General features: G+C 52.5%; 17 protein-coding genes. 7 read left to right on the top strand and 10 right to left on the bottom strand.

The features are described 5' to 3' along the window. Positions 1 to 262: 262 nt before the first annotated feature. The 8 genes from QEH53_RS09935 to QEH53_RS09900 form a co-directional block, all read right to left on the bottom strand. Positions 263 to 1,402, bottom strand: a complete 1,140-nt coding sequence (locus QEH53_RS09935; protein WP_309023028.1) for a histidinol-phosphate transaminase — start codon at positions 1,400 to 1,402, stop codon at positions 263 to 265. Positions 1,403 to 1,468: 66 nt separating this feature from the next. After that, positions 1,469 to 2,830, bottom strand: a complete 1,362-nt coding sequence (locus QEH53_RS09930; RefSeq protein WP_309023027.1) for a tetratricopeptide repeat protein — start codon at positions 2,828 to 2,830, stop codon at positions 1,469 to 1,471. A 21-nt stretch (positions 2,831 to 2,851) separates the two neighbouring features. After that, the gene (locus QEH53_RS09925) at positions 2,852 to 3,526 is read right to left on the bottom strand and encodes a hypothetical protein (protein ID WP_309023026.1); all 675 of its coding nucleotides are present in this window, start codon (positions 3,524 to 3,526) and stop codon (positions 2,852 to 2,854) included. A 27-nt stretch (positions 3,527 to 3,553) separates the two neighbouring features. After that, the gene (locus tag QEH53_RS09920) at positions 3,554 to 3,958 is read right to left on the bottom strand and encodes a biopolymer transporter ExbD (RefSeq protein WP_309023025.1); all 405 of its coding nucleotides are present in this window, start codon (positions 3,956 to 3,958) and stop codon (positions 3,554 to 3,556) included. A gap of 6 nt (positions 3,959 to 3,964) precedes the next feature. Further along, positions 3,965 to 4,570: a MotA/TolQ/ExbB proton channel family protein gene (locus QEH53_RS09915; protein ID WP_309023024.1), complete on the bottom strand. Its 606-nt coding sequence runs from the start codon at positions 4,568 to 4,570 to the stop codon at positions 3,965 to 3,967. Position 4,571: 1 nt separating this feature from the next. Further along, positions 4,572 to 5,954 carry a MotA/TolQ/ExbB proton channel family protein gene (locus tag QEH53_RS09910; protein WP_309023023.1) on the bottom strand — a complete coding sequence of 461 codons (1,383 nt, stop codon included), beginning with the start codon at positions 5,952 to 5,954 and terminating at the stop codon, positions 4,572 to 4,574. Positions 5,955 to 5,980: 26 nt separating this feature from the next. Continuing rightward, on the bottom strand, positions 5,981 to 6,763 hold the full coding sequence (locus QEH53_RS09905) for a DUF3450 family protein (RefSeq protein ID WP_309023022.1): 783 nt from the start codon (positions 6,761 to 6,763) through the stop codon (positions 5,981 to 5,983). 122 nt (positions 6,764 to 6,885) lie between these two features. After that, positions 6,886 to 9,510 (bottom strand): TonB-dependent receptor, encoded by a 2,625-nt coding sequence (locus QEH53_RS09900; RefSeq protein ID WP_309023021.1) that lies wholly within the window; start codon positions 9,508 to 9,510, stop codon positions 6,886 to 6,888. 455 nt (positions 9,511 to 9,965) lie between these two features. Between QEH53_RS09900 and QEH53_RS09895 the strand changes: the two genes are divergently transcribed. Further along, the gene (locus QEH53_RS09895; protein ID WP_309023020.1) at positions 9,966 to 12,401 is read left to right on the top strand and encodes a TonB-dependent receptor; all 2,436 of its coding nucleotides are present in this window, start codon (positions 9,966 to 9,968) and stop codon (positions 12,399 to 12,401) included. A gap of 12 nt (positions 12,402 to 12,413) precedes the next feature. Then, positions 12,414 to 13,718, top strand: coding sequence for an MFS transporter (locus QEH53_RS09890; RefSeq protein WP_309023019.1), 1,305 nt, complete (start codon positions 12,414 to 12,416; stop codon positions 13,716 to 13,718). A gap of 278 nt (positions 13,719 to 13,996) precedes the next feature. On the opposite strand, the gene QEH53_RS09885 is transcribed toward QEH53_RS09890, so the two are convergent. Continuing rightward, on the bottom strand, positions 13,997 to 15,154 hold the full coding sequence (locus QEH53_RS09885; RefSeq protein WP_309023018.1) for a histidinol-phosphate transaminase: 1,158 nt from the start codon (positions 15,152 to 15,154) through the stop codon (positions 13,997 to 13,999). Positions 15,155 to 15,302: 148 nt separating this feature from the next. Beyond that, the gene (locus tag QEH53_RS09880) at positions 15,303 to 16,454 is read right to left on the bottom strand and encodes a histidinol-phosphate transaminase (protein ID WP_309023017.1); all 1,152 of its coding nucleotides are present in this window, start codon (positions 16,452 to 16,454) and stop codon (positions 15,303 to 15,305) included. Positions 16,455 to 16,708: 254 nt separating this feature from the next. Between QEH53_RS09880 and QEH53_RS09875 the strand changes: the two genes are divergently transcribed. Genes QEH53_RS09875 through QEH53_RS09855 form a run of 5 tightly spaced genes read left to right on the top strand, consistent with a single transcriptional unit; the run spans position 16,709 to position 22,922 of the window. After that, entirely contained in the window at positions 16,709 to 18,286 is a 1,578-nt protein-coding gene (locus tag QEH53_RS09875) for a flavin monoamine oxidase family protein (RefSeq protein WP_309023016.1), read from the top strand. Continuing rightward, positions 18,283 to 18,660 carry a c-type cytochrome gene (locus tag QEH53_RS09870; protein WP_309023015.1) on the top strand — a complete coding sequence of 126 codons (378 nt, stop codon included), beginning with the start codon at positions 18,283 to 18,285 and terminating at the stop codon, positions 18,658 to 18,660. Before QEH53_RS09875 ends, QEH53_RS09870 begins: the two co-directional genes overlap by 4 nt. Beyond that, the gene (locus QEH53_RS09865; RefSeq protein ID WP_309023014.1) at positions 18,653 to 20,008 is read left to right on the top strand and encodes an ammonium transporter; all 1,356 of its coding nucleotides are present in this window, start codon (positions 18,653 to 18,655) and stop codon (positions 20,006 to 20,008) included. The genes QEH53_RS09870 and QEH53_RS09865 overlap by 8 nt, the downstream gene beginning before the upstream one ends. Positions 20,009 to 20,029: 21 nt before the next feature. Then, on the top strand, positions 20,030 to 21,460 hold the full coding sequence (locus tag QEH53_RS09860; protein WP_309023013.1) for a Rid family hydrolase: 1,431 nt from the start codon (positions 20,030 to 20,032) through the stop codon (positions 21,458 to 21,460). Between the two features lies 1 nt (position 21,461). Next, positions 21,462 to 22,922: an aldehyde dehydrogenase family protein gene (locus tag QEH53_RS09855; protein WP_309023012.1), complete on the top strand. Its 1,461-nt coding sequence runs from the start codon at positions 21,462 to 21,464 to the stop codon at positions 22,920 to 22,922. Positions 22,923 to 22,941 lie beyond the last annotated feature (19 nt).

Here is a 22,941-nt window from a genome sequence, read left to right as displayed (position 1 = left end):
GAGAGACGCCATAGCGGCGCCTCATGGGTATACGAGGGCATATAATCAATCTCCTAGTTATTGGGGTTTCGGAGAGAGTTTGGTGAGTTAGTAATTCAATGAAGCGCCCAAACGACATTTCGGCAAGCAGTGATCTGAATCGGGTCGGTTACACTCCTATGACGTCCGAAGCAGAGATTCCCTAGACGCAAAAAAGGCGGAGAGATTCGAAAACCCCTCCGCCTCTACTAGGAGGGCGGGAAAATTGATCTGAAGCGCAAAACTACTTCATGGCTACCAAACCACCGAGCAGGTTCAGAAACTCGTCCATCTGATCTTTCGTGCCAATGCTCACGCGAGCCCAATCAGAATACTTGGACTCAGGAGCGCCGGATACGCGAGAGCCGCTGATGAGGATGCCGTTTTCCGACATGGTATCGCGCAACACCTGCTGGTCGATCCCGGAGTGGAAGTAGACGAAAGCACCGTCAGGCTTGGCGTACTTGATGCCCATCTTGTCGAAGGAATCAGTCACGTGCTTACGTACCGTTTGGTAGTTCTTCACGTTCTTGGCAAGGTGCTCAGTATCCTTGATTGCCTCCACCGCTGCGATAGCGGCGAGATAGCTCGGCGTACCCATACCGAAAACGCTGATCTTCTCCAGAATGTCCGGGTGGGCTACAGCGTAGCCGATACGGAAGCCTGCCATGCCGTGTCCCTTAGAAAAGGTGCGCGTCACTATAACGTTCTTCTTGAGTTTCGCGAGGGGGGCGCAAGTCGCCATGGCGAAGCTCGAATTTGTCAACTCCAGGTAGGCTTCGTCAACGAAGACAAGAATGTCCTCAGGAATGCTCATCACGAACTGCTTGAGTTCCGCGGAATCTGCGAGCACGCCGGTCGGATTATTCGGGTTACAGATGTATACGATCTTCGTTTTCTCATCGATCTCAGCCTTCAACGCCTTGAAATCGTAACCCATATCTTCGCCGAGCGGGGCAAACTTCACGTCGCCGCCGCGTTCCTCGAACTTGCGCACCAACTGCGTATACCCCATCTCAGTGGTCACGACATTCACACCGGGCTCTGCGTATGCAAGAGCTGTCATCATGAGCAAAGGACCGGAACCTGCTGTAGTGAGTATGTAGTCCTCTGGTACGCCTTCCTTTTTAGCACAAGCCTCGATAAGATCGCTAACGTCATTCCGGTTGTAGTAACCGCCGCTATCAAGAGCCTTGATGATGGCAGACTTGGCGTTCGGAGTGTAGCCGAAGGCATTTTCATTACTGCTGAGACGGATTGGGCTATCCTCCAGCGTAGGAGCAGGCTGTGCTACAAGGGAACTTGTGAGCAGCGCTCCGGAAATCGCAACTGGTACGACCAAATTGCGGAAACGTCTTTCGACGAGATTAGACATCTTTTTCATAGTGTGGTGGTAAATTCGGTGCGCACAGATAACGAATCACCTAAGCGTCTTGTATCCACTCGTTAATTACATCCTAAGGGCGGCTTGCTCGATGCGTAGGAGATAGTCAGCGACGTAGTCCTTGGGATCGATTTGCTGGGCTTCGCGAAGGTACTTGGCAGCAGCCTCGTAGTCACGTTTGCCAACATTTAGCTGGGCCAAGGTTATGAAAGCTTGATGAGCGTAGCCATCGATCTTGGTCGCGTTCTCTGCGTAGTACTCGGCTTTAGCGAGATCCCCGCGCTTCTTTTCAAGTTCGCTGAGTGAGAGCAAGGCGCCACCATTAAGGGGATCTTTCTTGACCATATCAGCCAAGAAACCTGCAGCACCATCGGTATCGTCTTCTTGCATCGCGAGTCGAGCCTTCACGTTCAAGACGCTAAGTTGCTGCTTTTCATCGAGATCCGACGACATCGAGGACTCGAGGTTGGAGAGCAAAGTCTTTGCGCTCCCGATTTGGTCCATATAGATAAGCGAGTTGACCACCTCGATGATACGTCCAGGACGGGCTCCGCCCTTCGCCATCGCATCGATGTAGCTCTCGACTGCTGGCTCCACGAGACCTTCATTAACGAGCAAATCTCCGAGGAGGGCCAAAGTTGGTCCATCAGCCTTGCCGAGATCCTTGACGACAGTGAGGTTGGCAGCAGCCTTGGCTCTTTCGTCGACTACAAGAAATTGGTTAGCCTGTAGTTTCCACCAATCTGCCTTGGACGGGTCGTCTTTGATGAATTCGTAGAGAACTCCGATTGCTTCTTGCGATCGTTCGAGAGCGATCAGGCACTGCAACTGACCGAGCTTCCAGTCTTTGCTGTCTGGAGCAAGCATGATAGCTACCTTGTAAGCATCCAGAGCGGTGGATGGTTTATCCATATTGAGATAACAGTATCCAATCAACCCATATATAGTTCCGTCTCCGGTCTCAATGGAGAGAGACTTCTGCAAGCTCTTTAAAGCGCTCGCGTAATCCGCTTCTGCAACATAGGCCCGGCCCATGTTGTAGTAAGCCTGAGAGTAGTTAGGAAACTTCTTCACCGCCTGTTCGTAAGAATCGATCGCCAATTCACCCTGACCTTCCTGGTAGTAGAGGTTGCCAAGGATATAGTCAAAGGCAGCACTACTGTCCGGTCCGAGCGAGGAAGAGAGCCGAGTAATAGCGGCCTTAGGATCGGACCCAATCAGCGGCACTATTTCGTCGAACAAGCCCTTTTCTTCAGCTGTGATGTTCGGATTCGTCGATGACTCGGCGATGTAGCTTTTCGCGAAACGGGCGCGAAACTCCGGGTTGTCGAAAGACTGTTCTTTAAGATCGTAAACCTGCCCCTGCAAAGAGGTCGCGAGCAAACAAGCCGATAAAGTTATAGTTTTTAGGTATGAACGTTTATTCATCGTGATAAAGTTTGTAGAAAGTTACTGCCAAGTGATTTTGATATTTTCGAATATGACGCGGGCCTGCACCGGCTTGCCTGCAACGGTAGGCTTTTGGTAAACCCAACCTTCGAAGTGTTCGCGGAAAAGACGCGTGTAATCCTCGTCGATCGTTTGCTTCACGGAGGATATCGTGACCGTTCCGTCTGCGTTGATAACGCCTTCCATCGTAATATAGCCCTCTTTCTTCTCACGCTTCATACGTGGGCTGAATTGGAATGGCGGCTTGCGGAGAACGGAGACCGGACTATCGAGATCGCTGATCTCGAAAAGGCTTATCTCGTTCATCGTTTCCGAGGCACTAACCCCCACTTCTCCAAGCGAGAACCCGCCAGCGAGAGCGTTACCTACGCCTGGATTCAAGGCCATGTTTAGCTGCGAGAGCGAAAGCTGAGGTGGAGGCGGCTCCATTTCTGGAGGCGGATCCTGCTCCGGCGGCGGCTCCGGCGGTGGTGGCTCTGGAGGCGTGAACGCCGGTGGCGGAACCGTCACGTCGAACTCGCGCACCTGCAGGTCCGGCTTTTTCAAGCCAGCCAAGAACTGGGTGAACGGCAGCATTCCGAACATGGCCAATACCGCGAGGGCAGCTAAGGCTCCTGAGCCCAGAGGCACCTTCTTGAATACAGGGCCTTTGTAAAATTTGTATGGTGATCCCATCAGAAAATATAGAGGTCTCCTCGCCCCCTATCCGTCGGTTGCCAAATTAACTGTATTTGCACCCGCCAATTTACACTCGTCGTGAACACGTGTGTAGAGATCGATCGAAGCGGTCTTGTCCGCTTGAATGATCACCGGCATCTGATCTTTGGATACGAGCTGTCGCACGATGGAGCGGACGCCGGACAAACCGACTTCCTTGCCGCCGTAGACAATCTTTCCCTTATCCGTAATGGCTATCAGGATACTGTTTTTCTCTAGGTCCGTAGCGGAGGCTGCCTGGGGCTTGTTTACCTCGACTCCTGTTTCTTCAACGAAAACCGTAGTTACGATGAAGAAAATCAGGAGGATGAAGACCATGTCGATCAAAGGAGAGATGTTGATCTCATCGCTTTCTGCTTCGCCCTCTAAAATGGAACGTCTTGCTTTCATAATACCCTATCTTGCTAAATTGTTTTTCTCGAATTTGAGGATGGTGAGGATTTCCATTCGGTTGAAGAAGGAGTCGAGCTCGCCGATTTGCTTCTTAACCACGGTCATCATCACGTAGGCTGGGATCGCTAGCACGAGCCCTGTCTGTGTGGTGATCAACGCTTCGGAGATACCACCTGCCACGAGATCGATCGTGTTCCCTCCAGTACTGACCGAAAGGCCGAAGAAGGTTCCAAGCATACCCATGACCGTTCCAAGCAGGCCGGTCAGTGGAGCCGCTCCTACCAGTATATTGCAGAAGTATAGGCGACGCTGTAGAATCGGTAGATGGGCGACGCGGACCTCGTCGAATCGAGCTCGAGCTGTATTCATATCCGATACACCGTCCTGCGTGTATTCTATAATTTCTGCCACGTCTCCCTTCGCGTCCTTGGGCACGTCGATCCAGTGCCCCAGCTCATTCGCATCCATCAAGTAGAATTTCTTCTTCTTCATGTAGAGATAGAGCTCGAAGATGGCGAAGTAGATCACCCCTCCAAGGAGAGCGAGCGGGATCATCAAGGCCCCGCCAGCCATCCATAGCTCTATCGTTTCCTGGATAATCCCGTCCATGTTAGGCGATGGTCTTGATGCCGTTTACGAAGCTAATGGACATTTTCTCCATGCGGGAGAGGTACCCCTTTGCCTTCCGAGATAAGATCGCGTAGAGGAGCAATGCAGGAATCGCAACGATCAGTCCAAATTCCGTGGTGATCAAGGCCTCCGAGATACCGCCTGAAAGTGACTTAGCATCACCCGTTCCGAAGATTTTGATACGGTTGAAAGTATTAATCATACCGGTGACCGTTCCAAGAAGCCCTAAGAGAGGCGCTACGGCCGCGGTTACCGAGATAAAGGGAAGCAAGCGCATAACCTTTGGCTGCGTCTCAACCATCGATTCGTAGAGGATCTCTTCTACAAGCTCAGGGTTGTGGTCGCTGTACTTGACGCCTTGTTGGATCATCTTGCCCATCGGACCGGAAGTACCGTTGGCAACATGAGCAGCGCCTTCCTTATCTTTGCTAGCAAGCTTGGCGAGAACCTCCGCGAGGAAACCTTCCTTGGGCTTGGGCAGTGACATCAATTCGAAGGCCTTGAATGCAGCTACTGCAAGTGATAGGAAAGCGAAACCAAGTATTGGATACACCCAAATACCGCCCTTCCCGATATGTTCACCGATCGTTTCTTTCGTAGCTTCGATCGCCATCGCGTTATCGAGTGTAGCGTCGATTGGGAGGGTTCCCTCTTGGCCCGACGCTAAGGCGATCAATCCGGAGTCGAACTCGCCCTTCATGATTGGCAAAACCAGTGGCTCAGTTGAATTTCCTTGCTCAACAAGTCCGGCTACGCCGCTTTCGCTGGCGAAATACGTTATCGGGCCAAACCGTACAAAAGTACCGTCTTCGAGCAAGCCATCGCTGGTGATCGCCTTGCCTTCGTATGTCGCACCGCCTGAGAGGCTTTCCATACGACTGAGGCCGGCTTCCAGGATTGTCTTTTGCGCTTCGAGCTTTTCGACAGGCGAGATGTGTGGGTCTTCCGCAGCGATCTCGCTCGAGGTTATCTTGTCCCCGTAAAACTCGTACTCGGAGGGGTCGAGCTGTGAACCGAAAGTCCGGCCAAATTCGGCAGAGAGGTTGATCAGATAATCCACCATTTCGTCTTGGGCGTTGATAGAATCCTCAAAGCTCGAAAGGTCTGAGCTTTGGTTGTCGCTGATGCGCTGAGCACGGTTCGCTTCGCGGCGGAGGTCCCTCAGTTCGGCGAAAAGCGAGTCCCGCTCTTTGGTGAGCGGTATCTTTTCAGCTCCGATGGTCTCACGAAGAGCCGAGAGTTTTTCAAGCGAAGCTTCTAGCTTCTTTTGAGCATTTGCGGATGCCGAGTCTAGAGCGCTTTGCCCCATCAACGGCATGGCTGACACGAGTAGCGCGGCGGCTAGCGAAGAAAATTTATTCATGGATATTGTCCTCCTGGGATTGGAAATTAGGGAGTTACGATCTTGGCGGGCATTCCGAGGAAACTTGCGTCAATGGTGCGATCGTAAATTGAGACGAGTTGTGAGACCTTTTCGGCAATGCTTGGATCTGGCGTCCAATCCCATCCATCGCTCATCGAAGGGTATCCATAACCTGCATACTCACCCGTTCCATCTATGAAGTATGCATATGCGAAACCGAAATAGAGCGTAGTCACTTCCCTGGACTCACCGCCAACGTCTTGGATCCCGGTATCCTTGGTCACGACGCTTTGAAATTTATCGAACTGCGACATGATGGCGACCACGTTCTGAAGGCGAATAGTGATCGGTGTCGTTTCTTTTTGTTCTTCGGTCGGGATACGCTTGATGAAGGTATCGACCGACTTGAGGAAGGCTTTGGGCCAAGTGAGAGCGAGTTCCTTAACTTGGATTTCGTAGCTCTCGACAGCCGCAGTCATGATGTCCGTGGCCTCGTCGAGGTCTTGCTTCTTCTCGTCGAGCTCTGCTCGCTTTTTCTCGCCAGCGGAGGCAGTTTCCTCGGCCGTCTTGATAATGTCTTTCAGACTGGCGATCTCGGTCTCCATGAATTCGATCGAATTCTTGACGACTTCCTTTTGCTCGACCCAAGCGACCTTCTCTTCTGAGATCTGCTTTTCGAGGGAGATCCACTCGCTTAGTACGTTTTGAGTATCTTTGACGACGTCAGCAGATACTGAATACGAGAATGAAACTGATAGCGTGGCGGCGACGGCCATGCACTTGAAAGTCTTTCTGTGTAAACCTAGCATGTTGTTTGTTTGCTTAGAACTTTGGGCAGGGGGTTATTTTGGAAAAACCGCGACGGAACTACCCGACTCCGTCGCGGCTGAGTTTCCTATTATTCAGATCAAATAGTTATGGTGCGAAAGGACTAGAAACTAGTATCCATCTTCAGCGTATACTGACGGCCTCGGTCAGCTCTTACCGTACCATCCTCGTCATTGTAACCCGCGGCTACCCAGAAGTAGGAATCGAATACATTGTAGATGCTGAGCGATACCTTCCAACCTTCAAGGGCGGTGTCCGCCTTGCCTGTGTAGCTTAGCCCGGCGTCGAAAACGGTATGAGAATCGACCTTTTGAGTGTTGAGCGTATTGACGTACACATCGTCGTAGTACTTCCCACCGAAGTTATAGCGGAACTGCCCCTTGCGATAGATTGCGTCGAAGTTAGCCGTTACGAAAGGGGTGTTACCCAAGTCGTTTCCTCCAAAGTCGATGTAGCGAGCCCATACGGTCGGATCTGCAGTCGCTTCATACCGATAGCCCTCTGCAGCGGTCGGGATAGTAGCCGAGGTTTCGTAGCCTTCTAGCAAATCTTCCTGGAAGGTTGTTTCCTGGAGGGCGATGGAACCACTGAGGGTCAATCCTTCAATTCCTGTTATGAAGTCACCCGAAGCTTCAATCCCCCAAGAGTCTACACCACCAACGTTTTGATAGCGGCTATTACCAGCTGCTCCCGCATTCGCTGAATCGATCGGGACTGCAGTCGAGAGGATACGATCCGTGTAGCTGATCTTGTAAGCCTGTACCGTGTAGCTTCCGCCAGCGAAATTTCCGCGGACACCAGCGTCAAAGTTCTCCGAATACTCAGGAGCGAGGAGGTTTGGATCGAACACATCTCCTGCAGCAGTGATAGTTCCTGAAGTTGGAGTCGCCATGTTCTCCGAGTAGTTGAAGAAGAGCTCTGTGGTGTCGTTGAGACCGTAAAGCAGTCCGAACTGTGGCAAGAAGTAGTCCTCGTAGGTGGTCGAGCGGAAGGTTTCTTCGTTCCTAAGCCATTCAGCAATACTTAAGAATCCGTTGGCATCGCGGTTGAGCTTGATGCCCTTAACCCCAGCGATGATGTCTAGCTTGCCATCCATTGTAGTAAAGGTATCCTGTATCCAGTACTGCATGACATCTTGGTCGATGTAGCGAGTATAGTTGGTGAAGTTGAACTGATCGTAGCGGTACTCACCAAGAACCGAACCACCGTCTAGGTTGAAGTTAGGACGTTCTGTACCGTGGTGGTCAAATTCGTACCAGCCACCAAAGATCAACTTGTTGTTCTCCGTTTCCCATGTGTATGAAGTTGTGAGACCATAACGGTGTCCACCGAAGTTTTCGTCGCGGGCAGTGCGGCCTGGAACTCCGGGGACAAAATCTACTCCGGTGGCATAAGTTGGAGTGCCTGGAGCTACAATCGCGTGGTCAGCGCCGTATTCCGTGGCTATGCTTCCGTCTTCGCTTATCGGATTGCCGGCCGCATCATACCAGAGCTGTCCCCAGATGTCGGTACGATCAGGATCGTTCATGTATGCAGCACGCACCTGATCTTGAGCGTAGCCGCGATCGCGTCCCCAAAGTCCATAGTTGTTCTTATCTTGGTAGTACGTGACAACCTCCATTGTTTTGCCGTCTTCGAAGTCGAAGTCGAACTTGAAGCGTTGCAGCGTATCCATACGACCATTCTTCCACTTGTCGTAGTAAATCGCATTCGTGCTTTCGCCCGGACCAGCGTCAGGATCAAGGTAAGCGACAGGGCCTAAGTTACGGCCTTGGTCAGTGAGATCGCCATAGTTGTAATCTCCGATTCCGGGATAGTCCCATGGAGTATATTCGATGAAGCCTTGGCCGGTACCATTGTAGTTGCCTGCCATGACATCCTGCCATTCACCATAACTAAGTGTCGCCGTGTCATAGTCGTCACGGTCATTATAGGTTACAGCGTACGTTATATCGAGTTTGTCAGAAGGCATCTCGTACTTTAACTTCGCTTCGTAGCGACGCCCCATGCCTTTCCCTAAACCATCCAGACCTTTGGGAGTGAACTCAAAATGGGAGCCGCTAACATAGCCGGTGAATCCTGGAAGGATTTCCCCAAGCTCATACTTCGCGAATAAGCTTATATGATCGAAGCTACCGTAAGCGGCACTAAAAACTGCGCCTTTTTCCTTAGAAGGGTCTTTGGTGAAGTACTGGATCGATCCACCCAAAGCCTGGTAAGCTGGAGTGGTCACGTCGCCCGCACCTTGGGAGACCTTGATTGTCGTCAGGTTCGCACTGTCAACGAGACGTCCGATCGGAGAGCCATAACGCGGATCGCTGGTTCCGACAGGCACTCCGTCAAGTGTGACACCTAAATTCGCGATGCTGAACGCGCGAACCCGTACATCGTTCGCAAACTCGTAGAAGCCGAACGGGTCAGCTGTTACGACATTTACACCCGGGATCTTGTCTACCATCTTCTCTGGTGACGCGCCGGGCATCGCAATTTCGAGCGCCTCGAGGCTTAGCGAGTTACTCGCGCGGCTCTCGCCTTGGCCAACCGCAGTGAAGGTTTCGAAGACTTCCATGCCGGAGCCGGAACTATCCTGGGCAATGGACTCGAACGTGAGTCCTGCAAGCAAAAGGGCTGCTGCTGCCTTAACGAGGGAGCTCTTCGACCTCTCGCCGGTGGAGGGATGCGAGCACATAGCTGCGCCATCCGCGTTTAACGGTGTTGATTTAGACATCTTTTTGTATGGTTTGAGTTTAGCTTAAAACCAAGTGGGCTTCAGCATCATCAATGCCAAATTTGCTTCGACCCGAAGGAACTGAGTCAATTTCGAAACAATTCCGCATTTTATCGCAATCGCTGGACATTTTACCCCAAAGGCAAAGCACCAATTAGATTAATATCTAGTCGTATTACTTTTATAACTACAGAGAAAGTACCAATACCAAGGGTCGCGCAACAGACAGATTAGCAGCTCGCAAAACCCTTATATAATATAGCTGCGCTTAAGTCCCTAGAATTGGTCACGCGCTAATCTTAGCTCTTCGATCAAAATAGAGCAGATCGGATTCGCGAGACTTCTGCTCAATTGCCAGCGCTAGGAAGATAAGCCAAATCCCGTTTCATTCTGGCACAGAGCCTGCTCGGGGCCCCGGGGAGTCATTTCATGCCTCCCATCAAAAAGATGTCTAGATGAAGCCTTTCAAAAGCAACCCCCTAACGGTTGCGGGAGCGCTGCTTTGCTCATGCCTTTCGGCACCTGCGGCATTCGCGCAAACTGCAACGACTAACTTAAGCCAAAGTCTTACCAATCCCAGCCGCCCAGCCGCAGCGATGGAGGGAAAAGACGAGACAAACCAAAGCCCTCGCGAGCGGGGGCGGATCCTCGTGAAGCTGAATCCAATCGCCTCCGAGTATCAGGTTTTTGGCGACATCGGAACGAGCCCGGGAGCTGACGCAGATGGCGAGGGGGTCGACTTCCGATCTTTCTTCCCTAGCAAGAACCCTATCCAAAATCCCTCCAATGCCCTTAGCCTCGGCTATAGCATCAACTTCAACGATCAATCCGGTATCGGGAAAAGCGGCTACAATGCATCCTTCACACAAATATTGGACGCAGAGGAAAAGTGGGTGCTTTCCGCCCAACTCCGTAGCAGCGCATCCGATCGACTCATCGAGCACTATGAGTCGGTCTGGCTACAAACTCAGGACGAGGAAACCTACTATCTAGATCGCCCGCGCTTTTCCTACGACGAAATATTGACTAAGAACCTCGTCGGAACTGCTCAAATCGGATTCCGACCGAATGACCGCAACGAATTGTATTTCAAGACATCTCACCAAGACTACTACGATTTCTCCTATCGTAATCGCATCGAGCTACAGCTGGGCAGCGCAAGTGTCGTCGAGGGATCGCAAACCATAGCCGAAGACGATACTATCATCGGCGCGTCTTTTGAAGGGGCCCGCACGCGGCGCTACTTTGGCGACACCGAAAATATCAGAAAACGTTTGCACAATACCTTCGGCGGATCCTATACGGGCACCGAATGGACAATCGACTATTCGGTCTATACCCAGAAATGGGACCTCAACCGCCTTTGGTATAATTGGAATTTCCGTGACACAGGAGTCGACCTTTCCTACCAAGTCGACAACCCCTACCTTCCTGAAATCTCAATCGACAACGGGGTAAACCTGCTCGAGACCGGCACTGCGAATTTCGCCAACCTTCGTATCCATAATAACTATACGAAAGACCGTGACCTAGCAGCACGCGTGGACGCAGAACGCTCGCTCATGCTGGGAGATTCCGAATACTGGATACAGACCGGTTTTCTGCACCGAGAAAAAGAGCGAAACGTCTCGGAAGAGCTCTCAGTTTTCCTGCCCGTCAGCGGCAACAGCTTTACCTTAGATCAAGTCGCATTCGACGGAGCGGGCTCCCCTATTCTCGATGGAGCCTACACCGTACCGCCTGGCCTCGATCCCGACAAAAGTCGCTCCTTCGTAGAGAGCAATCCCTCGATATTCGTAAACAACGATTTTCGAGCGAAAACCGAGAGCGAGCCTCAGTCTTACACAGCCGAGGAATCTGTAACAGCCACCTACCTGCTGGCCACCAGACAAAGCGGAGAGTGGACCTACGAATTGGGAGGACGCCTTGAGAGGACTGAAACCGCCACCCGCGGTACGGTTGTCCTCCCAGAGGCAGTCAACGATCCCGACGAAGGCGAGGTACTAGAAATAGTAGAGGACCCCTCGACAAATACAGACCTTATCATCAAAGACCTCTCCTCTGATAATTCATACACAAATTTCATTCCCAGCGCCGAGGTTTCCTACAATACCTCCGAAGAAGTCACGTGGAGAGCGGCATGGTTCCAGTTGCTCATGCGTCCGCAGTATTACAACATCGTGGACTACCGCCGTATCAGCATTCCCACTCGGAGCATTTCAGAGGGAAACCCGACCCTCAGTCCGACAGAAATCGACAAATTTCGACTTTCATGGAGCAAAGAGAATCCGTGGCTCGGCTCTTTGTCAGTCGAAGGCTACCTGATCAATATCGAGAATTTTTTCTATGGCTCTGTATCCGAAGATACGATACTTGAAGAGGGAAATCCCGTTATCTACAAGGTGAGCCGCGTGGAGAATGGCGAGAAGGCTAAGATAAAAGGCGTCGAAATCCAGTGGCAAAAAACGGTCAAGGATGTTGGCATTTTTGATTCTTTCACTACCAGCGTTGCTTACACTTACTCTGACTCGGACGCTAACGTTCAATCTCGCCCTGACGACACCCTTCCCACCCCGGAGCGCTCCGAGCATCTCGCGAAGCTTAGCCTCACGGGAACGAAGGGGAAATTCACAACCGGCATTGAGCTAACCTACCAAAGCGAAGCCCTTGACGACCTCGGAAACTCATACGCTCAGGACGAGTACCGAGAAGCCGTTGTGCGACTGGATGCTAGTAGCAGCTACCGACTCGACGAAAACACGAGCTTAAGCCTCAACCTTTCAAATCTCACCGACCACCCGGAGCGCTCCTACCAAGGCTCCCCCTACCGCGTCACGAGAAATCAATACAGTTCCTGGTTCGGCACTTTCAACATTACGCGTTCTTTCTAGCCGAGCGGCCTGATGACCGCGATCGAAAGAGAAAGAAGCAACGAAGGACGCGCTTGGAAAACGCTCTTCTTCGTTAGTCTCGTAAACTCTGCTCAGGCTGCCATAGCCGTGGTTGGGATCCCTTCCCTCGCTACCAGCGCTCAGTTAAGCAGTGCTCAGACGACAAGCTTGCTTGCGGCCCTACCCATCGGGGCTGGAGTTGCCGCCGCTTTCGCAGGCCCCATTTCTGACAAGTTCGGCAGAAAACAAGTCCTCCTAGCAGGGCTATGCCTGCTCGGACTGTCCCTGATCCCTCATGTGATCGCTAACCACTATATCTCACTGCTGGCACTCCGCTTGATGACCGGCGTCGCAACTGGTATTCTGATGGGACTACCCTCAACCTTGCTAAGCGACAATTTTAGAAAAGACCGGCAAATCTCTCTCTCTGGCAAAACGCTCTGCGGCTACGCAATCGGCCAAACGGTCGGAATTCCGCTCGGCATCTGGCTAATGGAATGGACCAGCTTCCTCTGGGTCTGCTCGCTCTACGGTCTCCTAGCGATAGCGTGCATCCCCTTCGCTCAACACTACCTCCCCACTCCGATCAATCAAAAGTCGAAGCGCTCCGTACCGAAATGGTTTTCTGAATACGCAAAACGTTCAAAGGAAACCCTCAAAGACAAGGACTTCAACCTCATCGCCGTCGCTTCATTTCTCAGCTTTACTGCACTTGCGGCGTTCTACGTGAGTTTCGCCCTTTGGCTTTTCTCCACCGCTGAGCTCCGCCCCTCTGAGATTGCTCCTATGTATCTCGCCGGCGGTCTCCTTCAGATCGCTGTCTTTACGGTCATCCTGAGGATTTTCACGAAAATCCGACCACAGCTGACGATATCCATATCGCTCATCCTCAACACCATCATCTTCTCGTCGGTCTACCCAGGACTTGATAGCCTCAATTCAGCGACGGTCTTTTTCGCTTTAACCCTTGGCGCCGTATCCTTGCGCATTCCAGGGCTGCAGTTCCTTATTAACAACCGGGGAGACCCGCATCAAAAGGGGCTGCGCGTCAGCCTTAACCAGACCAGCAGTCATCTGGGCAAAGCTTTAGGCTCCATTTTGGGAGGAAGCCTCTTCCCAATCGTCGGCATGCATCAAATTGCGCTTTCGTGCGGGGTTTTAACCCTAGCTTGCAGCTTACTTTTTCTAAGGGATTTATTCAGCGAGCTCAATGCAGAGCAAATTATGCCTAAACGAAGGGGTAGAGTTTCGCAGAAAAATTTCAATAATCAGAAATTTGGAAAGTGGGGTAGCTCTGGCACGCACGTTGCTAACTGAAGATGTCTAGTAAACAGGTAACTCACACATACCAGAGCCAAAAACGGACGCTAGGTAAGGTCCGCATAAGATCAATTCTATTTTTGTATTAAATGGGATAATTCTCTTCATGCATCGAGCCTGCAGGCTTTGACTGGCTTTCGTATCAGTTATAACACTACATTTAGCTAGAATCCAACCTATTTAAAAGCACCCGGCATCAACGCTGGGTGCTTTTGTGTTTAATCCTACTAACGACGCTTCGACAGCCGAAGACTGAGAGCGCCCTCGTCGCTCTATTAAGCCTCGAACACTTCCAACATCGCCGCCTTATAGGAAGCCATCTCCTGCTGAGTACCGATACTGATGCGACACCAGTCGTGATAAGGAGGAAATGGCCGTCCTACCAAAAAGCCTCGGTCCTTCATCATCTTTTGGAAAGATCGAATCTCGATGCCGGTGTAGTGGAATACGAAGTTGCCCACGGAGGGAGTGTAGCGAAGGCCCAAACCATCTAGCAGTTCGCAATAACGATTTCGACCGTCTGCGATTAAAGCCTTCGCCTTGAGATGAAACGTCTCGTCATCCAAACTGGCGATTGCAGCGATCACTCCCAGGTAGCTCGGACTCGACATCTTATAGTTACCAAGTTTCTTCACAATCTCAGGAGTCGTGATCCCGTAGCCAATACGGTGCCCCGCCAACCCGTGCATCTTGGAGAATGAACGACCGATAATAACGGGGTAACCTTGCTTGACCAACTCGACTTGCGTCTGTGATTGAAAATCTGGCAATAGCTCGAGGTAAACTTCGTCGAGAAAAACAGCGCCGGTTTCGCAAGCGTTCAAACAATAGCTTTTGATCTCGTCAGGCGTTCGGATAGTGCCCGAAGGCGTATCCGGGTTACACACATAGCTAAGCACCGCATCTCGCTCTTCGACCGCCGAAAGCATCGCATCTAAATCATGCTGCATGGTCTTAGTATGGTCTACCCACTCTACATGTGCTCCCTTTTTCTCGGCATACTCGCCCAGTTGAAGGTAGGTCGGACGCGCCGATACCACTGTCGTACCAGGGGTCGCGTAGGCTGCCGCTGCGAGCGACAAAATTTCGTCGCACCCGTTGCCCAATAGAATATTCTCGGGGCTCACTCCTTCCCGTTCAGCGATGCGATCCTTCAGAATCTCCTCTTCCCGAAACGGATAGCGGCAACTGTTACCCACTTCGCGCATTATCGCCATACTGACCTTCTGGGAAGGACCGAACGGGTTTTCATTTCCCGCCAAATTTATGTATTTCAGCTCTGGATACCGCGTCTCTCTTGTTAGTGTCTCGGTTAGTCCTTGCCCCAAAACGCGACCACCTAAGGCCATACCGAGAGACATTACCCCTGCATTGCGGATCCAATCACGTCGACTGATCCCTCCACTATCCCTTCCGAACTTTCTATCTGTCATGAACCTACTTTATTATGAAAAGAGGCCGGCCTCAGCCGTTGGAAGGATGCTCTCGCACGAATCTTACCAACGGCCCAGACCGGCCCAACTGAATACGATGCCAGCCACGAATGGCCGACTGAATAACTAACGATTTGACTGACTAATCCTAAAGCTTGCCTTGCCCCTTCATCACGTCTTCGAAAACGGTCAAGAAGGTGCTCATTTCGTCTTCTGTACCGATACTTACGCGGCACCAGTCGAGCATTGGCGGGAATGGGCGACCGACCATGATCTGTTGATCTTCCATCAATGCCTGGAATTCCTTGATTGGCACTCCTGTCTTCATGAAGACGAAGCTACCTTGTGGGTAAGCGTATTCGACACCGAGTTCGTCCAAACGGTCAGTAACCATCTTGCGAACGGTTCGGTAGCTGGTGACGCTCTGTTCGAAAAACGCTGCATCCTGAAGAGAAGCAACAGCTGCGACACAGCCAAGCTTGTTCGGACCACCCATGTGAAATTTGCTGAGTAGCTTCTTAGCATCAGGCTTCATGATACCGTAACCGACGCGGAGGCCAGCCATTCCGTAAACCTTCGAAAAAGTACGGGCGAGGATGATATTCTCCCCTTCGCGAACGAGTGAGACCATGCTGTTAGCTTCGAGACCACCGTCCGCCAACTCTAGGTAGGCTTCGTCCACAAACGCGACGATGTCTTCTGGCAACTCACGGATGAAGGTCTTCAACGCGTCCGGATCAACGACTGTCCCTGTCGGGTTGTTCGGGTTACAAAGATAGACCATCACCGTGTTCTCATCGATGGCTGCCTTGATCGCAGCGAGGTCGTACTCGAGTTTGTCATTGAGCGGCACGATCTTGGTTTCGCCCCCGAAAGCGTCGAAAGTGCGAACGAGCTGTGTATAGCCAGGCTCGACAGAAACGACGTTCTTCCCGGGCGCAGCATATGCCATGGCCGCCATCTGCAATACGGGGCCGGAACCAGCGGTCGGAACCACGTATTCGCCCGGGACCATTTCACGCATGGCGATCGCTTCAACGAGAGCCTGCGACTCTTCCCAAGCGTAGCGGTTGATGTCCGGCAGCTCTTGCATGATAGCCATCATCGCCATCTGAGAGTAGCCAAAGGCGTTCTCGTTACCGCTGATCTTGATCGGGCCTTGGCTACCTTCGCTCGAGTCAACTTCGTGCTGACCGAAAGCCGCTTGGGGCGTTAAAGTAAGTGTCGCTGCCGCTAGCAGCGAGGTGATTAGGGACGCGGAGCTACGCCCCGACTTGTTCGGTACCGTTGTAGTAGACATCTTTTTGATTGTTTTAGGTTAAATCGAAACACGAAACGCTAAGCACACACCGCGCCCAAAAGGGCGCCACAAAAGAAAAAATACGTTTTCATTCAGATTTCCTACCCCGTTTATATATTAATGTACGGGTCTTCGCGCAGGGGTAGTTAATACTGCTTAGCCAACTGCCTGTATCGACAATTCTCGGACAAATAGGCACGCGCTTTGCTGATGCCCAACAAAAGGCGCTCAGCGCACGATTTTATACAAAAAAGATGTCTACCAAAGCGAAACTCACTCGCCGGAATTTTATCCGGCAAGTCGGGGCGTACGGCGGTTGTGCCTTCACAACAATGACCGCGCTCGGACTGATGACTCAAGCCACTGGCCACGGTGCAGAACTCACGGGGCTCACGCACATCGGCGGCAAGTCGAAGAAACGCGTGCTTATCCTGGGAGCTGGGATAGCGGGCCTGACCACTGCGTACGAGCTCGGCAAGCTTGGGTTCGATTGCGTCATACTGGAGCCGCGATCCATACCAGGCGGTCGCAGTCTGACCATTCGCCGCGGTGATAGCATAAACGAAACCAACGGTACGTCGCAAACCTGCGAATTCGACGAAGGTCTCTACTTCAATCCTGGCCCTTCTCGCTTTCCTCAATGGCACGTCACCATGGACTACTGCCGCGAGCTCGGGGTCGAAGTTCAACCATTCGTCAATCTCAACGAAAACGCTTTCTATTACGGTGAGGGCAATATCGGACCGCTGTCCGGAAAACGCGCCCGTATTCGAGAAGTCAAGACAGACCTTCGCGGTTACACCGCGGAACTCCTAGCCAAGGTTGCCGACAACGAAGTTCTGGATACGGAACTGACCGACGCGGATAAAGATGCTCTGCTCGACTTCCTACACTATGAAGGCGGCCTCAGCGGCTCGCAGCACGAGTACAACGGACACAACCGCCGTGGCTACAAGGTCTGGCCAGGAGGAGGCTTGCAAGAAGGAGAGCTCGACACACCTTATGGCTTCTCCGAACTGCTGCAGTCAGGCTTCGGAAACCTCTTCCATCGCGCCAATGAGTACCAGTACCAGTCCCAAATGTTCACACCCACCGGCGGTATGGACAAGATCCCCATGGCACTGGCGGATCAAGTGAAGGACACGATCATCTACGGTGCCCAAGTAAAGGAGATTCGCCGTACCAATCCCGGAGCTCGTGTCGTCTACACTGTCGACGGCGAGGATAAAGAACTGAGCGGTGACTACTGCGTTTGCACGATCCCACCCACAATCCTTCGTCGCTTGCAAACGGACTTCTCACCGATGCTCAAAAACACGCTCAACATCGTGCCATTCCAAAATTCCGGAAAGATCGGTATGCAATTCAAGCGTCGTTTCTGGGAAGAAGATGACCGCGTATACGGCGGCATTTCTTGGACCAATCTCCCTGTATCTGAAATCTGGTATCCATCAAATGGATTCATGGGTAAAAAGGGAGTCATGGGAGGCTACTACGTCTTCGGCCCGACATCAGACCAATTAGGCCGCATGAGCGCAGCTGAACGAACTGAATTTGCCCTTTCCAATGGCGAGAAGCTGCACCCTCAGTACCGCGAGGAATTCGAAAACGCGTTTTCGGTCAACTGGTCAACCATCCCTCACATCGAGGGCTGCCTCGCTCACTTTCCACAGGCCATGCTCAAGACATTCTACCCGCTGCTCATCAAGCCAGAGGGAGAACTATACCTCGCCGCAAGCTGGGCCAGCCACCTTGGCGGTTGGCAAGCCGGGGCTTTCGAAGCAGCGAGAATCGCAGTTAAGAGCATTCACGAACGAACCATGGCATCATGAAAAATGCGTCGACCCTTTTCGTCAGCGTAAGTCTTTCCGCCGTACTCGGCCTCTCCTGCGCTTGCGCCAACCCTCAAGCCTCCAGTCAAACCAAGATCGATCCTGCTACCGTAGAAAAGGGAAAACAGACCTACGCGATGTTCTGTCAAGCTTGCCACGGCCCGGAGGACCCAACCGTCGATTCCCCCAGCAACCTGTTCGACAAGAAGTGGTACCACGGCGAAGGCCGATCAGGCGTGGAGAAATCCATTCGCGACGGAATCATGGAGAAAGGCATGCCGGGCTGGGGCCCTATGATCCCATCCGAAGACATCGACGCAATCCTAGACTACCTTTTCAGCTTCCAAACAATAGAAACATCCACAGATGAATAACGTATCCACTTTATCCAGACTGCTCCGACCAGGCCTATTTCTCCTGATCGCCACGTTCGCCCTATCTCTTACGGGCGACCTCTTCGCTCAGCACAGAGTGACTGAGGGCAATTATGGTGAGTACATCGACACCATAACCGCAGAAGAATCCTTCTTCACGATCGGCAACATGTGGCTGATCGTTTGTGCGGTCCTTGTCTTCATGATGCACCTTGGATTCGCAACGCTTGAGTCAGGTCTCACGCGTTCGAAGAATACGATCAACATAATTTTCAAGAACCTCTTCGTTATCAGTTCAGGGCTCTTGCTTTACGCACTCTTTGGTTTCCGAACTATGTATCCGGGATCTGAATTCAATGGAATTATGTCACTCGGTTTCTGGATCGACGTGAATCCTGACGACTACTTGGACCTGATGAGCGCCAAGTACGCTAACTACACTTGGTGGACAGATTTCATTTTCCAAGCGATGTTCGCCGCCACGGCCGCCACCATCGTATCCGGAGCGGTGGCGGAGCGCGTCAAGCTCGGGAGTTTTATGATCTTCACTCTTCTGATCGTCGGCTTTGCCTACCCTGTCGCAGGGTCATGGGAATGGGGCACAGGGTGGCTTGATCGCAACGGATTCCACGACTTCGCAGGTTCATCTGTCGTGCACGCCTTCGGAGGCTTCGCCGCACTCGCTTGCGTTCTGATTCTCGGACCAAGAAGAGGCAAGTACGGCACCGATGGACCTAAGAAGCCCATTATCGGCCACAGCATGCCGCTCGCCTCGGTCGGGGTGTTCCTTCTCTGGTTCGGCTGGTTCGGATTCAATGGCGGCTCCGTGCTAAGCGCTCATCCTGAAATGATTGGACTGGTTGTAACCAATACTGCTCTCGCGGGAGCAGCAGGTTGCTTGGCCAGCATGCTCGTCACACAATTCGTGATCAAAAAGCCCGATGTATCCATGGCTCTCAATGGGGTGCTGGCGGGATTGGTCGGCATTACAGCTGGAGCCGACTCAATGATGCCTGGTCCCGCTATTCTAGTAGGCGCTATTTCCGGAGCCATTGTGGTAATCGCCATTCTCGGATTCGAAAAAATAAAGATCGACGACCCAGTCGGCGCAACTTCCGTGCATGGCGTATGTGGAATCTGGGGTACCCTAGCAGTCGGTATTTTTGGAGAAGCACCGTTTCTCTGGCAGCTTATCGGCGCCATGTCCTACGCGATATTCGCCTTCGTCTTTGCTTTCATTGTCTTCTATCTGATCAAGCTCGTCATGGGTGTCCGCGTCACTGCCGAAGAGGAGGATATCGGCCTAGATATTTCCGAGCACGGCCAAGAGGCCTACTCGCTCGATTAGAGGACCGTAAACGTATCCAATATGTCTTTACTTCCACAGCATAAGTTTCGCTACGTGGCTGGGCTCTTCGTGCTCGCCGCAGGAGCCTACGTCGGACTACGTTTCATTGGATCTAACTCCAATGAACGTATCCACGCCTACAAACAAACCTCTCTGCCCTACGCGGATGCAGTGGAGGTGGAACCGGGTTCCGAGTATTTCTACACGTGGGGGGTAACAGCTAGCCCCCGCATGAAGGAGATCGCCAAAAACAGCGTAGAAAATCGCTATGGCGACACCTACGAACAAACCTTCAGCGTCCTCGCTCAATTGACCAAGGACCTCGCCGAAGTCGGCCTGTCGCTACGTGACGTCGTCAACGTGCGGGCCTACATCGTAGCGGATCCCGAGCCTGACTTCGACGGCTGGAATCGTGCGTTCGAGCAGTTCTTCGGCACTACGACCAATCCGCACAAGCCTGCCCGTACCACTGTCGGCATATCGCGACTCTTCCACTCTGACTACCGCGTCGAAGTGGAATTCATCGCCGTTTTCCCAGACGGACGTGGGCCACACTCAGTCGGCACCCGACACCACGAGCGCTACTCCCGTCTCAGTCGCACAGAGACCAGCGAACGTTGGAAATCCTACGGTCGGCCCATCTGGCCTATGAGCACGGGTAAGGCAACGGTCGCAGACACAAGCATGTTCTTTTCATCTTCCGTGCGCCCTGCGTCCCTCATGCCGAATCCACCTCCAGGATTTTTCATGTACGGAAACATCACTCAGCAATCCGCGTCCCTTTTCAAGCAGATGGGAATTCAGCTTAAGGAGGCAGGACTTGGGTTCGAAGATGTATTTTTCATCCGAGCTTGCGTCTATCCGGGCAAGGACTCAATCAGCAAGAGCTTCGCCGCGTTCAACGACGAATACAGCAAGTTTTTCAACAATTCCAAAAATCCGAACCAGCCCACGCGCACTGTGATGTCGACTCCAGGTTTCAACTACCGAAACCAAAGTATCTCGATAGAGTACTACGCTGCGTATCCAGAGGATAGCGACAAGGCTTTCGAAACAGCGCGCACCTCAATCGGCTCGACCTCGGCAGTGGTAGATTCGAAACCTATCGCTCCAGCAGGCGTATCCGTCGCTGCTGACGCGAAGATGGTCTTCCTCGCAGGCAGTATTTCCTCCATCGAAGGTGACATGAAAGCTCAAGCGACTTCGGCCCTTGAGGCTTTGAAAAGTCGGGTGGAACTAGCAGGCGGGACCCTTGAAGATCTTGTTCACCTGCGAGCGTACATTGCTGAGGGTGACCAGAAGACTTTGGACAATCGGATCGCCGCATGGGAAGCGTTTTATCGAGAGAACTTTAACGGGACGAACGCCCCGGCTATCACTACGCTACCCGTAGACTCGATCGTCGGGAACGGAATGATTGAACTCGAGGGAGCGGCAGCCATACGTCCTTGATGTGCCGACGCTCGAAGCCCGACAGTCAGGAGAGGATTTAAACTCAGAGATGCCAAAATCGCTACTCAGCATGGCCACCATAGGTGGTCGTACTCAAGATACAGAAGAGCGATTCGAAGTCATCAATCCTGCCACCGGCTGTCCTTTTTCCACCGCTCCACTCTGTGGAGCTCCTGAACTAGCGGCCGCAGTAACGTTCTCCAAGCGAGCCCAGCTGCAATGGGTCCAGTCGGAGAGAAACCGCCGCGGTGCCTTGCTAGCCTGTTCACACGCGATCACGCGTCGGCAGGAGGACATCGCCAAACTAATAACCCTCGAACAGGGAAAGCCAATCGCTGAAGCGCGTAGCGAAGTCTCCTACGCCGCGGAGGTTTTCGAATCCTACTCCGAAATGGAGGTCCCTAGCCAAGACCTCACGAACGGGGACAGCAACCGGACGCTGCTTCTCAATCGACCGTTCGGAATTGTCGGACTGATAACGCCGTGGAACTTCCCCATCGGTACAGCCGCCGTGAAGCTTGCCCCAGCTCTGCTCGCAGGAAACGCGGTCATCCTCAAGCCATCCCCAATCGCTCCTCTATCCGCCCTTCTGTTGGGCCGTATTCTCAAGGACCTACTACCGGCGGGCATTCTGAATACGCTGTCAGGGGACAAAAGTCTCGGTGAGCAAATCGCCCGCCACCCCGAGATCAGAAAGATCTCTGTTACAGGCTCAATCCCCACCGGACAAGCGATCCTCGCAGATGCTGCAGCCGAACTGAAGTCTGTGACATTGGAACTCGGTGGGAACGATCCCGCGATCCTACTCCCTGACTGCGATCCAAGGAAAATCGCAAGCAGCCTGCTTGAATCTGCCTGGAGAAATGCAGGGCAGGTCTGTAGCGCGATAAAGCGAATCTATGTCCACGAGTCGCTTTATCAAGAACTCATATCCGCACTTACCACACGGATGAGCGATTACCTGATCGGCCCAGGACATGAACCCGGAGTTCGAATAGGCCCCTTGACCACTGAGTACTCCCGCGACCGACTCGTAGAAATGCTTCAGGGAGCAATCGACGAGGGCGCTACTGTTTCCCGTAGCCCTCATCCGCTTCCAGAGCACGGCTATTTCTTTTCTCCCGCTATCGTATCCAACATCCGAACGGACCATCCTCTGGTGCTCGAGGAGCAATTTGGCCCCGTCTTGCCAGTAGTGCCCTACCGTACAATAGACGATGCCATCGATTGGTCCAATGCCACAAACTACGGACTATCCGCATCCGTCTGGACTTCGAATCCAAGCATCGGATACGAAATTGCATCCAAGCTCGAATGCGGTCGCGTCGGAGTAAATGGCCATCGACGAGCCAAAGCGTCCGCTCCTTTTGGGGGATTCAAGCACTCCGGCCTTGGCCGCGAGCTGGGCCAATGGGGACTTGCAGAAATGTGCGAGTCACAAGTCGTAAACATTTTCGAATAACTTCATCGTTCTCGTCCCA

This window comes from Pelagicoccus sp. SDUM812002 (assembly GCF_031127835.1).
In the GTDB taxonomy this organism is placed as follows: Bacteria; Verrucomicrobiota; Verrucomicrobiia; order Opitutales; family Opitutaceae; genus Pelagicoccus.
This window is presented reverse-complemented; position numbering and strand designations above follow the sequence as displayed.

Excerpts from the sequence above, each read along its gene's own strand:
- QEH53_RS09905 (WP_309023022.1), bottom strand. The coding sequence starts at position 6,763 with ATGCTAGGTTTACACAGAAAGACTTTCAAGTGCATGGCCGTCGCCGCC.
- QEH53_RS09890 (WP_309023019.1), top strand. The coding sequence starts at position 12,414 with ATGACCGCGATCGAAAGAGAAAGAAGCAACGAAGGACGCGCTTGGAAA.
- QEH53_RS09865 (WP_309023014.1), top strand. The coding sequence starts at position 18,653 with ATGAATAACGTATCCACTTTATCCAGACTGCTCCGACCAGGCCTATTT.
- QEH53_RS09900 (WP_309023021.1), bottom strand. The coding sequence starts at position 9,510 with ATGTCTAAATCAACACCGTTAAACGCGGATGGCGCAGCTATGTGCTCG.
- QEH53_RS09870 (WP_309023015.1), top strand. The coding sequence starts at position 18,283 with ATGAAAAATGCGTCGACCCTTTTCGTCAGCGTAAGTCTTTCCGCCGTA.
- QEH53_RS09875 (WP_309023016.1), top strand. The coding sequence starts at position 16,709 with ATGTCTACCAAAGCGAAACTCACTCGCCGGAATTTTATCCGGCAAGTC.
- QEH53_RS09915 (WP_309023024.1), bottom strand. The coding sequence starts at position 4,570 with ATGGACGGGATTATCCAGGAAACGATAGAGCTATGGATGGCTGGCGGG.
- QEH53_RS09920 (WP_309023025.1), bottom strand. The coding sequence starts at position 3,958 with ATGAAAGCAAGACGTTCCATTTTAGAGGGCGAAGCAGAAAGCGATGAG.
- QEH53_RS09930 (WP_309023027.1), bottom strand. The coding sequence starts at position 2,830 with ATGAATAAACGTTCATACCTAAAAACTATAACTTTATCGGCTTGTTTG.
- QEH53_RS09935 (WP_309023028.1), bottom strand. The coding sequence starts at position 1,402 with ATGAAAAAGATGTCTAATCTCGTCGAAAGACGTTTCCGCAATTTGGTC.
- QEH53_RS09925 (WP_309023026.1), bottom strand. The coding sequence starts at position 3,526 with ATGGGATCACCATACAAATTTTACAAAGGCCCTGTATTCAAGAAGGTG.
- QEH53_RS09910 (WP_309023023.1), bottom strand. The coding sequence starts at position 5,954 with ATGAATAAATTTTCTTCGCTAGCCGCCGCGCTACTCGTGTCAGCCATG.
- QEH53_RS09860 (WP_309023013.1), top strand. The coding sequence starts at position 20,030 with ATGTCTTTACTTCCACAGCATAAGTTTCGCTACGTGGCTGGGCTCTTC.
- QEH53_RS09885 (WP_309023018.1), bottom strand. The coding sequence starts at position 15,154 with ATGACAGATAGAAAGTTCGGAAGGGATAGTGGAGGGATCAGTCGACGT.
- QEH53_RS09895 (WP_309023020.1), top strand. The coding sequence starts at position 9,966 with ATGAAGCCTTTCAAAAGCAACCCCCTAACGGTTGCGGGAGCGCTGCTT.
- QEH53_RS09880 (WP_309023017.1), bottom strand. The coding sequence starts at position 16,454 with ATGTCTACTACAACGGTACCGAACAAGTCGGGGCGTAGCTCCGCGTCC.